The sequence below is a fragment of the Canicola haemoglobinophilus genome, from assembly GCF_002015075.1.
Classification (GTDB): domain Bacteria; phylum Pseudomonadota; class Gammaproteobacteria; order Enterobacterales; family Pasteurellaceae; genus Canicola; species Canicola haemoglobinophilus.
The window spans coordinates 49,258-63,105 of sequence record NZ_MUXZ01000012.1; the positions used below are offsets into that span (position 1 = coordinate 49,258).

Sequence of the window (13,848 nt, forward strand, 5' to 3'; positions counted from 1 at the left end):
GCTTTATGATGCTTTATGTTGATGTTGTTTTTAGTACCTTTTTTAGTACCCTTTGAACAAAAGAGGACTTTTAAAGGGTACTAAAATGGCAAAAATCATTCAACCACTAACCAACACACAAATAGAAAAAGCTAAATATTCAAAGAATGGAAAAAATGAACTAAATGACGGCGGGGGGCTATTTTTACAGCTCACTCCAGTCAATTCTAAGATATGGCGCTTTAGATATAATCAACCCTCCACAGGCAAGCGCACAAAATTAACGCTAGGGGAATACCCCGCTTTATCTTTAGCACAAGCACGCAACAAAAGAGAAGAATATAGAGCCTTGCTAGCTCGTGGTATAGATTTACAAATACACAAGCAACAACAAAAAAGAGAGCTAGAACTCGCTAAAAGCAATACATTTCTAGCAATTGCGGAGCAATGGAAGGCGAAAAAAGAGGGAGAGATAGAACTAAAAACCCTAGATAAATATTGGCGTAGTTTAGAGTTGCATATATTCCCATTTATAGGGGCTTTTCCTGTGAGTGATATAACCCCAACACTAGCCCTTGAACCACTAAAAAGGGTTGAATCAAGAAACAATTTTGACATGGCGCAACGTCTAGCAAGTTACATCAATGAAATTCTAAATTTTGCAGTTAACGGGGGCGCTATTCCTTTCAATCCTTGCCAGAATATGCGCAAAAACATCAAAAGTATAAAAAAGCGCAATAATCCACACCTCAAGAGCGAAGAAACCCCGCTATTAATGGCAACTATTGAGAACGCTAGAATAGAACCGCAAACAAGGGCTTTAATAAAATTCCAACTTCTAACCATGGTAAGACCCTCAGAGGCAAGCAGAGCGGAATGGGAAGAATTTGATTTTGATAACAGAATATGGACTATTCCCGCTCAAAAAATGAAAGCAAGAGCAGAGCATCAAGTCCCTTTATCAAGTCAAGCAATTGATATATTAAAAGAGCTTATGCCAATAACGGGGAGATTTAAATATGTTTTCCCTAAAAGAGGGGATAACCACAGCCCCGCAGACTCAAGCACAGCAAACACAGCACTAAAAAGAATGGGATTTAAAGATAAACAGACCGCTCACGGCTTAAGGGGCCTAGCCCGCACTTATTTAGCAGAGCAAAGCATTACGCATGAACATGCGGAGGCTTGTCTAGCACACAAGACGGGGGATAATACTAGCCTTTCTTATAATCATTCAACTTACTTAGAACAGCGCAAGAACATCATGCAATTATGGGGAGATTTTATAAAAAATTGTTCTGAAAAATAAATTTCTTCACATTCCACCACCTCACAAAAAAAACAGGGCGAGCAATCGCCCTATTTTTTTGCTTACAATTCCTTACTTTATTTTTTTATGGGAGTTTTTATATTTTTAATCCACTCATCCACTTATTTTACTTAACATATTGAAAAATAAAGAAAGATATAAGTGGTATATAAGTGAAATACAAGTGAATAAGTGAAAAAGATAGCTTGTTTTTATGTTTGAAACTCCACAAATAATAAAAGCGCATTCTTTTGCTATTCTTGTTTGAAACATTACACACAAAAGAGGAAAGCAAGAAATGACAACTAATAACATTGAGCAATTAGGAAAAGTGCAACAAAATGAAATAAATCACAAATGGCCATCAGCCCTAGCGGAACTTGCCGATGTGTTGAAATTTGAATTAGAGAAACAAGGAAATATAAAAGATAAAGCAATGCAAGCGAAAGCCCTAGCTTTTGCACTTGCACAACATTTAGGGGGGGCGTTCTATTTATTTACCTACTGGATCAAAATTGAAAGTAGCATTAAGAGACATAGAAATTTACCAACGCTTTGCCGGAAATAATATCGCGGAATTAACAAAAGAATTTAATCTGAGTGAAAGTCATATTTATGCGATTTTGCGAGAGCAACGCAAACTACAAAAAGAGCGCAATGATAAAAACCCTAAACTTCACTAATAACTGCTTACTTTTTAGGCGAACAAACTTTTTAAATAAATTTTTTTCGTGAAAATTTGTTGTTATTGAAGGGGCTTTTTTTGCAATTTATTCAAAAAAATGAAGGTAAAAAATGATTTTTTAGCCCTTGTTTAAATGCCGTTTAAATCGCTTTAATTCGCTTTAAATTTTTTGAGATTGAACACAAGGATCTTTTTAAAATTTAAACGCACTTAAACGCATTTAAACGCCCCTTAAACGAGATTTTTAATTATTTTCCCCTCCTTAAAACCGAAACAATAATCAAACCATTAAAACTAAGAATTTGAACCATTAAAACTAAGAATTTGAACCATTAGAACTAAGAATTCTCAGAAGTTAGCGACATATTGACGTGTTTTCAAAGATTTTATAGGCTATTTGTGAGCGCTCAAGATAACCCACCATAAACGAGGAAAACCGACCATGAACGAACAACAAAACACAGATAAACATTACACAGTGAAAGAGATGCAAGCGCTTTATGGCGTTTCACGCAGTAAATTAGACCGACTAGCGAGAGAGGGGAAAATTAAAAAAACGAAGTTTGGAAGTAGTACCCTATTTAGTGCGCAAGAGGTTCAACGCTATTTAATGAGCATAAACCAATGAGCACCAACAAACATATAGGCGGGGCTTTTCAATGCGCCAACACTGAAAACACCCCTTTTCACTATTTAAGCGGACAAGCGAAAACAATGAATAAAATCATTTTAACAAAATTTCATAAAAAAGACTTTACAAAGTGCGGTCAATTTTCTACTATTTTCACGCACTTGAAAAAAACAAGTGTCAGCCGTGACAAGCTGAAAAATACAAAGGCGAATAATCGCACGCCTCAAGCGTGTTTTTTTATTCGTAATTTACGCACACCTAAAATAAATCTAGCAATAGATCTATTCTCAATGGTAGAGCGTAAAGGGCAACCGCTTGCGGTTGGCTATGTTCCTTTGTACGTAGTTTGTCACCCCTTTACGCTTTACCGCCAGACCGTGACAAGCCTAGCGGAAAGCCTTTTAAACATTACAAAGGACACCGCAAAAATGCTTTATAAATTCCTATTATTAGGCAAAAACCGCCTAAAACTTTCTATACGTGCTAATTCAGAGCAACAAGCACGCAACTTGTTAACCCTCAAATCTAACGCCTTACTTATCGCACGCATTAACGACAATGCAAGAACAGGGGGCTTATATGTTTAATCAATTGCACAGTGCTTTTATTCAACATTTACACAATCAAGGCGAAGAGTTTAGCAACGATAAAGAGCAGTTAGATGAACTCTATAGCCTTTATGATGAAAGCGCACTTTCAACGCTTAACGCCTTGCGAGATTTTGCAGAATTGCTTTATTGGCACGGAATTAATGAAGATATTGAAAACGAAGAATATCAACACATTACACCAAGCACATTAATTAGCATTGGTATTTTATTAAGAAACAATCTTGAGATGTTAGATTTAAGCCTATACGCAAAAGACAAAATAGGCGACTGCTTATATTCTTTAGCAAACAAAGGGGGCGCAGAATGAAGTTAAAAAATGCACCGAACTTAAATAAGCAACCTAACGCCCCTTTTGATGACTTGATTATATTAGCGGGTAATAGAGCGTGGAACGCATGGAGTAAGGGTAATGGCACAGAATAGCTATTTTTATGCGATATTTTGCAACACCCTTATAAACAAGCGCCTATTATTTTAGATGAATATCAACTCAAAATAATCAATAAGCTAAAAATTGCAGAGCCTGAGCAACGCTATATAAAAATTGCTCAATTTGGCGATATTAGCGAACAAGAGAAGATAAGCATTTGTCTTAACTTGGCGAAACATACACAAGCGAGTTCTGTACACTTTATTAATAATCTAGCCGAAGTTGTAGAAGATGTTAGTGCATATATTAAACGACTAAGGGAAGATGAAAGTGCGGTAGATTTTGCGGAAAAAATCGCACCAAAAGAAAAAGCAACCCTAGATTTTGAAACAGAAAAACCCACACAGCCAGAAATTGCAGAAGCCTTTTTATCACGGGAAGAACAACCAATTAGGTTAGATAAGGGGACAGGCAAAACCTATCAATATAACGGCACTTATTGGCAAGTATTGCCAGAGTATGAGCTTATGCAAAAAATCATGACATTTTTTAATAAGCACAATTATCGAAAATATACCGCTAGGAGCCTAAAAAGCATGGCGGATCTAGTTAGCATTGTATCGGGGGAGTTACCGCTATCAAACCAAGACTTGATAGGGTTCGAAAATGGTGTTTTGAATAAGAAAACGGGGGAATTTTTAGCGCATGATGTCAATCACTACTTGCGCACAATAGAACACTTTAAATGTTCAACCAAAAGAAAGAATACGCCTTATTTTGATGATTGGGTAGAATTTGTAAGTAATGGGGATGATAGCAAGCGTAACGCTATTTTAGCGGGGCTTTATATGGTGCTCACTAATCGCCATGAATGGGGACTATTCTTAGAGGCAACAGGCGTAGGCGGTGCGGGTAAGTCGGTATTTAGTCAGATAGCATCTATTATAAATGGTAGCGGAAATACAGCTTATATCAGTTTGCAAGAGTTAGAAATAGACAGAAAAAGGGCGATGCTTATCGGCAAAAGTTTAGCTATATCACCCGACCAAAAACCATACAAGGGAAGTGCGGAGGAGTTGAAAGCGATAACAGGTAGGGATCCTGTAACAGTCAAGTTGCTTTATGTTGATAATTTTGAAGTAAAACTCGACATCGTTTTCATGCTTGTAACTAATCACCCTATAGGATTTTCAGAGAAAAAAGGGGGAATAGGAAGAAGGCGGGTTATTATTCCATTTGATAGAGCGATACCAAAAGAGAAAAAAGACGTTTATTTTTTTGATAAAGTAAAATTAGAAGTTTATGGGATAGTGAATAAATTATTAGCTTTATTCCCTAACCCTGAGAGCGCAAGAAAAATCCTAGATGATTACAAGGAAGAAAACAAAGGCAAGGATATAAAACGCGAGTCAAATCATTTAATTGATTTTGTTGCTAACTTTGAGCTAAGAGAAGAGCGAAAAGGGGCGCTAAGATTGGGCAGCAATCGCAGTAATGTTTTAAATCGTGCAAATATTGTAGAAAATGATGCTTTATATTCTGCTTATTTGTTTTATTGTGATTGTCACGGTATAAACCCGCTTAATTTATTGAGTTTTAAAAATGCGCTATCAGATGCCTTTAGAGAGGTAGGAGAAAAAACACCTTATAGCTTAAAGATGTATTACGGTTATCCGACAACAAACGCATTCTGGAAAGATAGAGAATTATCTATTAGACAATGGGAAGGCTAAACCAATAAAACCAATTTACAGGGCGAGCAATCGCCCTATTTTTTACCTAAAATTCAAAAAAGTGATGAAACCACTTAAAAAAGTGGCAAGAAGTGAGTGAACTCACTCGCCTTAAACCCTTATAGAATAAGGCTTTAGCCGTTTTAAGTGGATAAGTGGATTATTTTTTCAAAACTTTCTTTTTTTATTTATTTGTTATTTTTTTATTTGTTTGTGATGTTTCAGACACAACAAGAGGGCTTTTTATTTTTTAATTGTTTGAGATTTAACAGACAAAGAGGGCAAAAATGAAAAAGGCAATTTTTGAAATATTGCGCACGGGCACTTTTAGAGCTAATAGCGGATTATGTTCTTTTACAGAACAAGACCTAAAAGAAATTAGAGACTTTTATTCAAAAGACCTTCAACCCGCCAATCTTGTTATAGGGCACCCTGAAGACGATAAACCAGAATATGGCAAAGTTTTAACTGTTTATCTTAATAAGGGGCACTTATTCGCAGAAGTTGAAATTAGCAACGAGTTAGTAGAAAAAATTCAAAACGGGGAAATTGAAAGTATTTCTTCAGGCGTTTATTTTGCTCCGCATTCTCAAAACCCTGTAAGAGGGTTGGGGAAATATCTAAAACATGTAGGTTTTTTAGAAAAAGGCATAAAACCCGCAGTTGGTGGCATGATGCACCCTTTAGCAAGTGTTGCGCACATTGATGTCGCTACACTAAGCGGAGATGAGCAGAGTTTTGTTTTTCTTAGTGAGCAATCTGATAAGGTTGATATTAATTTGTTACAGCTACATGAGAAGGCTTGTTATTTTGAAAGAGTTTTAGATATTTCTTATAGCGATGCGCTAGATTTAATTAGAGAGGGCTAAAAATGGATAACAATGAAGAACTAGAGAAAATCAAGCAAGAAAATCAACGTTTGAATAAAGCGCTTTCAGAAAGCAAAAAAGAAAACATCAGAATTCAGAATAACTTATTTATTGATGAATTGATGGGACAGGGGAAGTTATTCCCGAGTCAGAAAGATGATGCGCTAGCATTGCTTAGCCTTGCAACAGATTACGATGAGGGCGGAGTAGTTTATTTAAACGAGGGCGAAAAGTTAGCGGACAAGGTAAAAGCCCTATTAGATAAGCTAAACATCATTAATCTTTCAATGCAAACAGCGACCCTAGAAACACCAAGAAAAAATACAAAATGGAGAGAAGAAGAAAAACTTAGCAAAGATGAACTAGATAGAAAAATTCAAAACTTTATGAGAGCTTATAATTTAACTTATGAGCAAGCATTTAATGTTATCACTAGAGAGGAATTAGCAAAATGACAGCGACAACAGACAGATTAGCCAGCTTACGCATTCAAGACCCTGTATTAACAAAATTGGCGCAAGGTTATTACAACAATGAATTAGTTTGTGAAACTTTAATGCCAATCGTAAATATAGGCAAAGAAGGCAGAAAAATCCCACAATTTGGGCGAGAGTCTTTTTATTTACCTTCTACTATTCGTGAGTTAAGGGGAAATTCAAATAGATTAGATCCAATGAGTGTTAAGGTTATAGATGTATCGCTAGAAGAGCATGATATTGAGTATGCAATTGACTACCGAGAAGAAAACGAGGCTAGTTACCCTTTAAAACAATACGCCTTATCAGTTACGCAAGATATTATTGCGCTAGGGCGTGAAGTTAAGGTTGCGGAATTGGCGCAAAACTCAGACAATTACGTAAGCGAAAATGTTGTAAGTCTTGAAGGCAATAAAAAGATTAGTCATAAAAAATCTAATCCTTTAGAAACTATAGAGCAAGGCATTTATACAATTTCTTCTTCTATCGGTATGCGCCCTAATGTTTGTGTTATTTCTTCTGATGTATGGAAAGCATTAAAAGAAAATGAAACCATTTTAGAGCGTATTAAATACACTAGAACAGGCGTTCTAACGCCCGCTATCTTTGCGGAGCTTATTGACGTGAAAACGGTAAAAATAGGCGAGGCAGTTCAAGATAAAAACAAGAACGGGCAATTAGAAAAAATCTGGAGCAATACTATTATTCTTGCTTATGTATCGGAAAAAGCAACGGAGAAGAAAGGTAGTGTATTTGATCCGTCTTACGGTTACACAATCCGAGGTGGTAAGGGCTTATGGGTTGATACCTATTTTGAAGTTGGCGGAAAAGTTGAAGTAGTTAGATGCACAGATATATTCAAGCCGTATCTATTGGGAAAATCTGCGGGCTATCTCATTAAAGACTGTTTATAATTTATTTTTTAGAGAAACCGCATTATTATTAGGGTTATTGGGTAATAATGCGGGATTTTATGAAATTAGATTGTATTAAGTTGTTTAAGCGTAGAGAAAAATTTTTATATAGTGCATTTTAAATCATACTGGGTTATGTTGATTTTGTTTTTTAGTACCCTTTTTAGTACCCTAAAGACAATTCATCAAACAATATTTACAATAAAATCAAACAATTAATCGATTAATTCTATTGTGATTACCTCTTTTGAAAATTTCCCTACTTTCAAAAATAAGCAAGCATAAAAAACCTAAGAGCAAGCAAAATGCTCTACTTCAAAAGCAGCATTTACAAGATTTTATTTCAGAAAATATAAGAGAAAATAGGCATGAAAAATTGAGAATGGTCCCCCCTACCGGACTTGAACCAGTGACCAAGCGATTATGAGTCGCCTGCTCTAACCGACTGAGCTAAGGGGGGATAGGCGGTGAATTATATTGAATAATAGAAATAAAGTCTATAAAAAGGCGATTGAGAGATTAAAATTCAGACAATCGCCTCAATCACCCAAACACCAATGATTAATGTGCTTCGTCCCAATTATTGCCTATCCCTGCTTCAACAATCAATGGAACTAATAACTGTGCGGCATTTTCCATTAAAGACTTAATTAATACGGAATACTCCTCTACTTTATCTTCCTTAACTTCAAATACCAATTCATCATGAACTTGCATAATCATTTGAATATCATGGTTATTTTTAATTTCATTATGAATGGCAATCATCGCTAGTTTGATAATATCTGCAGCAGTCCCCTGCATTGGAGCATTGATAGCGACTCGTTCAGCACCTTTACGACGCATTGCATTGGATGAATTAATCTCAGGTAAATATAAACGGCGCCCAAATAATGTTTCTACATAGCCTTGCATTTTTGCTTTTTCACGAATATCCGTCATGAAGGTTTGTACCCCTGGGTAACGTTGGAAATACAGATCCATATATTTCTGCGCATCAGCTCGGCTAATACCAAGCTGGTTAGATAAACCAAACGAGCTCATGCCATAAATAAGACCAAAGTTTATGGCTTTCGCACTACGGCGCTGTTCGCTGGTAACTTCATCTAATGGAATGCCGAAAATCTCAGCAGCAGTAGAGCGATGAATATCTTTTCCTTCACTAAAAGCCGTAATCAAGCCATTGTCCTGCGATAAATGCGCCATAATTCTTAGCTCAATTTGCGAATAGTCAGCGGCAATGATTTTATAACCATTTCTCGCAATAAAGGCTTGTCGGATACGACGTCCTTCTTCATTTTTAATCGGAATATTCTGCAAATTCGGATCACTAGAAGATAAACGCCCCGTCGCTGTAACAGCCTGATGATAAGAGGTATGAACTCGCCCTGTATGCTGATTTACCATTGCGGGTAATTTATCCGTATAAGTTGACTTTAATTTTGCTAATCCACGATGTTCCATCAGCAATTTAGGTACGATATGCCCTTGTTGTGCGAGTGTTTCTAGTACATCTTCATTAGTTGACGGCGCACCTTTCGGCGTTTTAGCTATAATCGGCAACGCCAACTTAGTAAAGAGAATTTCTTGCAATTGTTTGGTTGAAGCTAAATTAAATTCTTCGCCAGCTTCTTGATGAACTTGTTGTTCAAGTGCGGTCAATCTTTTTGCAATTTCTTCTGATTGTTTTAGCAAGGCTTGGCTATCAATAAGGACGCCATTACGTTCAATTTGTGACAGCACTTGCACCAAAGGTAACTCAATATCATTAAATACCTTAACCAAACTTGGCGATTGTTGTAATTCGTGCCACAAGGTTTGATGCAATTTCATCGTAATATCCGCATCTTCGGCTGCATATTCTGTTGCTTGTGCAATGGCAATTTTATCAAAGGTTAATTGATTTTTTCCTTTACCTGCGATGCTTTCAAATTCAATGGTTTTATGTCCTAAATAACGCTCTGATAAGGCGTCCATATTATGTCGCCCAGTGCTATCAAGCACATAAGATTGAAGCATAGTATCAAAACAAACGCCTTTTAATTGGATATGATTATTCGCAAAAATCGTTAAATCATATTTAATATTTTGCCCAATTTTTTGAATACTAGGGTTTTCTAATAGGGGTTTTAATTGCGCTAAACAATCATCTTTATTCAATTGATTTGCTATCAGCTCAAAACGCTCGGTACTTTGCGCAGGCTCAGCAAATAAATCCGCTTGCGTCACTTCTTTGACCGCTTCTTTATGCGCTAAAGGAATATAACAAGCCTCACCATTAGCAAGCGCAAAAGAAATGCCTACAAGATTAGCAAGCATTGGATCTAAGGCATCAGTTTCCGTATCAACAGCAATTATTTCTGCCTGTTGAAGTTTTTCGAGCCAAATACTCAGCTTCTCTTGCGTATCCACTGTTTCATATAAAGTGCGGTCAATTTTGACGATATTTTTTACCGCACTTTTCGGCTCAGCACTGTGACTAGCTTGAGTAGTATCTAGTTTAACGTTTTGTTCCGTTGCATTTGTCACTGAACTTTCGCCATTCATTACTTCATTTAGCCAACGCTTAAATTCATAACGAGCAAAATATTCAATTAATTGATCTTGGTTATTTTGCCCTAGCACCAGTTGATCAGGCGTAATATCCAACTCAACATCAGTTTTAATAGTGGCTAACACATAGGATAAATCCGCATCAGCTTTAGCTGCTAACAATTTCTCGCCTAATTTTTTTGCGCCTCGAATGGACAACTCAGCCACTTTTTCTAGATTGGCATAAATTTCTGCCATGCTTCCTATGCCTTGTAATAAGCCTAATGCTGTTTTTTCGCCAACACCTGCAACCCCTGGGATATTATCTGCGCTGTCACCCATTAAGGCTAAATAATCAATAATTAACTCAGGTGGAATACCATATTTTTCAACCACACCTTCTCGATCTAACAAGCTGTTATTCATGGTATTGATCAGCATAATGTTGTCATCAACTAATTGCGCCATATCCTTGTCACCGGTACTGATAAGGACTTTTTTGCCTTGCTGAGAAGCTTGGACGGCAAGGGTTCCAATCACATCATCAGCCTCAACGCCTTCCACAGACAATAAAGGAATTCCTAATGCTTTGATAATATTATGCAATGGCTGAATTTGTTGACGTAAATCATCTGGCATCGGTGGACGATGGGATTTATATTGCTCAAACATTTCATCACGGAATGTTTTTCCTTTTGCATCAAATACAACGGCAATATGAGTAGGTTGAACTTGTGCAATTAAACTTTTCAGCATATTCAACACGCCATACATAGCGCCAGTTGGTTCGCCAAGAGAGTTGGTTAACGGAGGAAATGCATGAAATGCACGATATAAATAAGAAGAGCCGTCCACAAGAACAAGGGGATTTTCAGCAATTTTAGCCATAATAGAATAATCTCAAATAACACAAAGTGCGGTCATTATAGAGTAAATTTTTCAGCTAGGCGAATTTACACAACAGAGATTAAAACAAAGATAAAATGTACCTATTTTAAGCAAGGAATGAGATAAATCTTTAGACTTGCGTAGCTTAAAGCAATACAATTCCCTTCAATTTTGTCGATAATTTTAACCGCACTTTTATATAAAAATCTTATGAAACTCAATATCCAACAACAACAAGCCGTTGAATATACACAAGGCGCCTGCTTAGTTTTAGCTGGAGCTGGCTCTGGCAAAACTAGGGTCATTATTAATAAAATTGCCTACCTAATTGAACATTGTGGTTATTTACCAAAACAAATTGCAGCCGTCACTTTTACCAATAAAGCAGCAAGAGAAATGAAAGAACGTGTTGCCCACTCAATTGGTAAAGAAAAAACTAAAGGGCTTATTGTTTCCACCTTTCATACTTTAGGTTTCGACATCATTAAACGAGAATACAAACATCTCGGTTTTAAAGCCAATATGACTTTATTTGATGAACATGATCAAATGGCGTTATTAAAAGAACTTACGGCTGATTTATTGAAAGAAGATAAAGATTTATTGCGAGAACTTGTTTCAGCCATTTCTCGCTGGAAAAATGATCTCATTCTTCCACCACAAGCCTTAATGCAAGCAAGAGATAACAAACAGCAAATTTTTGCTAAATGTTATGAGCGCTACAACAAACAAATTCGTGCCTATAATGCTTTGGACTTTGACGATTTGATTATGCTGCCGACCTTATTGTTTATACAAAACCAAGAAGTGCGGTCGAAATGGCAAGAGAAAATTCGTTATTTGTTAGTAGATGAATATCAAGATACTAATACGAGTCAATATGAATTGATAAAATTATTAGTTGGGCAGCGCGCTTGCTTTACTGTGGTTGGCGATGATGATCAATCTATTTACTCATGGCGAGGTGCGCAACCGCAAAATATGGCGCGTTTAAAAAACGATTTCCCTCAATTAAAAGTAATCAAATTGGAACAAAACTATCGTTCTAGCCAGCGGATTTTACATTGTGCCAATATTTTAATTGCTAATAATGATCATGTTTTTGAAAAGCGCTTATTTTCCAATTTAGAGCAAGGGGAAAAGCTACAAATCCTAGAAGCTAAAAATGAAGAACATGAGGCGGAACTGGTAGTAGGGGAATTAATTGCTCACCGTTTTATGCAGAAAACCCATTATCGTGATTATGCAATCTTGTATCGAGGAAATCATCAATCAAGACTTTTTGAAAAAGTGCTCATGCAAAATCGTATTCCCTATAAAATTTCAGGTGGAACCTCTTTTTTCTCTCGGGTTGAAATTAAAGATATGATGGCTTATTTGCGTGTACTGGTTAATCAAGATGATGATGCAGCGTTATTACGCATTATCAATACACCAAAACGCGAAATTGGCTCTGTTACCTTAGCGAAAGTGGGAAATCTTGCGCAAGAAAAACATATTAGTCTTTTCGAGGCAATTTTTGATTTTAACTTAATTCAGCAACTTAATCCTAAATCCTATAATGCATTACAAAACTTTGCCCATTGGATTGTAGAGCTTAATGAGGAAGTACAACGCTCAGAACCAGAGCGAGCAATTAAGAGGATGTTGGCACAATTACATTATGAAGAATATTTATATGAAAATGCTAATAGCCCCAAAATCGCAGAGATGCAAAGTAAAAACGTAGCGACATTATTTGAATGGGTTGCTGATATGCTGAAAGGCGATGAGTTCAATGAGCCAATGACGCTTAATCAGGTTGTCACTCGTCTGACATTACGAGATATGTTAGAGCGGAATGAGTCTGATGAGGAAAGTGATCAAGTTCAATTGATGACCTTACATGCCTCAAAAGGCTTGGAGTTTCCACATGTTTTTCTAGTTGGCATAGAAGAAAATATTTTGCCGCATCAAACCAGTATTGAGGAAGATAATGTAGAGGAAGAACGACGTTTAGCTTATGTGGGCATTACTCGAGCGCAAAAATCACTCACATTTTCTTTATGCAAAGAGCGGAAACAATTTGGCGAGTTTTTGAAACCTGAACCTAGTCGCTTTTTATCTGAGTTGCCTCAAGATGATCTTCTATGGGAAAAGGATAAATCTAAGCAAACTGGACAAGAACAAAAGGAAATCGAAAAGACTGGCTTTGCCAATTTAAGAGCGATCTTGAATAGCTAATGATTCATGTTGTAGATTTTATATCTGTTTTGTAGATAATTCATTCAACCAAATGAATTTTATAAAAAATCGTTTGACTTATTTTTAGAAAAACGTATTATACCGCCCACAAACTGATTGTGGTGAGATGGCCGAGAGGCTGAAGGCGCTCCCCTGCTAAGGGAGTATGGGGTCAAAAACTCCATCGAGGGTTCGAATCCCTCTCTCACCGCCATTTACTCAGCGCATCCGTAGCTCAGCTGGATAGAGTACTCGGCTACGAACCGAGCGGTCAGAGGTTCGAATCCTCTCGGATGCGCCATTTTATTGAACTCTACAATAAAAGGTAAAATGATAAATGCGGTTAAAATTCAAATACGCACCCGTAGCTCAGCTGGATAGAGTACTCGGCTACGAACCGAGCGGTCAGAGGTTCGAATCCTCTCGGGTGCGCCATTCATAATACGTATCCACAGATATAAATCCCATACCTTTATTTAATATTAAACTTATCAGCTGTTTTTATCTTTATTTGGCTTATCTAATTTATACTATTACTTCTCAAAATTATTTTGCATGTTGGCATAACAAAGAAACATATACTTCAATTAAAAAAGACCTAAAACGAGTATGATCTGCACCCCAAAAG

General features: G+C 36.7%; 12 protein-coding genes and 4 tRNA genes. 14 read left to right on the plus strand and 2 right to left on the minus strand.

From position 1 onward, the window contains the following. Positions 1-85 precede the first annotated feature (85 nt). From B0186_RS05280 to B0186_RS05325, 10 genes are all read left to right on the plus strand, one after another. Complete coding sequence (locus B0186_RS05280; protein WP_078218338.1) at positions 86-1,288, plus strand: tyrosine-type recombinase/integrase; 1,203 nt, start codon at positions 86-88, stop codon at positions 1,286-1,288. A gap of 298 nt (positions 1,289-1,586) precedes the next feature. Beyond that, entirely contained in the window at positions 1,587-1,856 is a 270-nt protein-coding gene (locus B0186_RS05285) for a hypothetical protein (RefSeq protein ID WP_078218339.1), read from the plus strand. After that, positions 1,804-1,971, plus strand: a complete 168-nt coding sequence (locus B0186_RS12220) for a Mor transcription activator family protein (protein ID WP_158077962.1) — start codon at positions 1,804-1,806, stop codon at positions 1,969-1,971. The genes B0186_RS05285 and B0186_RS12220 overlap by 53 nt, the downstream gene beginning before the upstream one ends. Positions 1,972-2,415: 444 nt before the next feature. Then, positions 2,416-2,601, plus strand: a complete 186-nt coding sequence (locus B0186_RS05295) for a helix-turn-helix domain-containing protein (RefSeq protein ID WP_078218341.1) — start codon at positions 2,416-2,418, stop codon at positions 2,599-2,601. Positions 2,602-2,687: 86 nt separating this feature from the next. Beyond that, positions 2,688-3,191, plus strand: a complete 504-nt coding sequence (locus tag B0186_RS05300; protein WP_158077963.1) for an ash family protein — start codon at positions 2,688-2,690, stop codon at positions 3,189-3,191. After that, entirely contained in the window at positions 3,184-3,522 is a 339-nt protein-coding gene (locus tag B0186_RS05305) for a hypothetical protein (protein WP_078218343.1), read from the plus strand. The genes B0186_RS05300 and B0186_RS05305 overlap by 8 nt, the downstream gene beginning before the upstream one ends. A gap of 134 nt (positions 3,523-3,656) precedes the next feature. Further along, complete coding sequence (locus tag B0186_RS05310; protein ID WP_235817183.1) at positions 3,657-5,318, plus strand: DNA primase family protein; 1,662 nt, start codon at positions 3,657-3,659, stop codon at positions 5,316-5,318. A gap of 287 nt (positions 5,319-5,605) precedes the next feature. After that, positions 5,606-6,187 (plus strand): hypothetical protein, encoded by a 582-nt coding sequence (locus tag B0186_RS05315; protein WP_078218344.1) that lies wholly within the window; start codon positions 5,606-5,608, stop codon positions 6,185-6,187. 2 nt (positions 6,188-6,189) lie between these two features. Further along, positions 6,190-6,642, plus strand: coding sequence for a hypothetical protein (locus tag B0186_RS05320; RefSeq protein WP_078218345.1), 453 nt, complete (start codon positions 6,190-6,192; stop codon positions 6,640-6,642). After that, positions 6,639-7,577, plus strand: coding sequence for a major capsid protein (locus B0186_RS05325; RefSeq protein ID WP_078218346.1), 939 nt, complete (start codon positions 6,639-6,641; stop codon positions 7,575-7,577). Before B0186_RS05320 ends, B0186_RS05325 begins: the two co-directional genes overlap by 4 nt. Before the next feature lie 383 nt (positions 7,578-7,960). Here B0186_RS05325 and B0186_RS05330 read toward each other — a convergent pair. Both B0186_RS05330 and polA read right to left on the minus strand, forming a co-directional pair. Then, positions 7,961-8,037, minus strand: a tRNA-Ile gene (locus B0186_RS05330). Positions 8,038-8,138: 101 nt separating this feature from the next. Further along, the gene (gene polA / locus B0186_RS05335) at positions 8,139-10,997 is read right to left on the minus strand and encodes a DNA polymerase I (RefSeq protein WP_078218347.1); all 2,859 of its coding nucleotides are present in this window, start codon (positions 10,995-10,997) and stop codon (positions 8,139-8,141) included. 210 nt (positions 10,998-11,207) lie between these two features. Here polA and rep point away from each other — a divergent pair, with 210 nt between their 5' ends. The 4 genes from rep (at position 11,208) to B0186_RS05355 (ending at position 13,655) form a co-directional block, all read left to right on the plus strand. Continuing rightward, positions 11,208-13,220, plus strand: coding sequence for a DNA helicase Rep (rep, locus tag B0186_RS05340; RefSeq protein WP_078218348.1), 2,013 nt, complete (start codon positions 11,208-11,210; stop codon positions 13,218-13,220). 121 nt (positions 13,221-13,341) lie between these two features. Then, positions 13,342-13,434 (plus strand) — tRNA-Ser (locus B0186_RS05345). A gap of 10 nt (positions 13,435-13,444) precedes the next feature. Continuing rightward, positions 13,445-13,521: transfer RNA gene (locus B0186_RS05350), tRNA-Arg, on the plus strand. 57 nt (positions 13,522-13,578) lie between these two features. Beyond that, positions 13,579-13,655 (plus strand) — tRNA-Arg (locus B0186_RS05355). Positions 13,656-13,848: the final 193 nt, after the last annotated feature.

Excerpts from the sequence above, each read along its gene's own strand:
- B0186_RS05320 (WP_078218345.1), top strand. The coding sequence starts at position 6,190 with ATGGATAACAATGAAGAACTAGAGAAAATCAAGCAAGAAAATCAACGT.
- B0186_RS05300 (WP_158077963.1), top strand. The coding sequence starts at position 2,688 with ATGAATAAAATCATTTTAACAAAATTTCATAAAAAAGACTTTACAAAG.
- B0186_RS05325 (WP_078218346.1), top strand. The coding sequence starts at position 6,639 with ATGACAGCGACAACAGACAGATTAGCCAGCTTACGCATTCAAGACCCT.
- B0186_RS05315 (WP_078218344.1), top strand. The coding sequence starts at position 5,606 with ATGAAAAAGGCAATTTTTGAAATATTGCGCACGGGCACTTTTAGAGCT.
- B0186_RS05295 (WP_078218341.1), top strand. The coding sequence starts at position 2,416 with ATGAACGAACAACAAAACACAGATAAACATTACACAGTGAAAGAGATG.
- B0186_RS05305 (WP_078218343.1), top strand. The coding sequence starts at position 3,184 with ATGTTTAATCAATTGCACAGTGCTTTTATTCAACATTTACACAATCAA.
- B0186_RS05285 (WP_078218339.1), top strand. The coding sequence starts at position 1,587 with ATGACAACTAATAACATTGAGCAATTAGGAAAAGTGCAACAAAATGAA.
- rep (WP_078218348.1), top strand. The coding sequence starts at position 11,208 with ATGAAACTCAATATCCAACAACAACAAGCCGTTGAATATACACAAGGC.
- polA (WP_078218347.1), bottom strand. The coding sequence starts at position 10,997 with ATGGCTAAAATTGCTGAAAATCCCCTTGTTCTTGTGGACGGCTCTTCT.
- B0186_RS05280 (WP_078218338.1), top strand. The coding sequence starts at position 86 with ATGGCAAAAATCATTCAACCACTAACCAACACACAAATAGAAAAAGCT.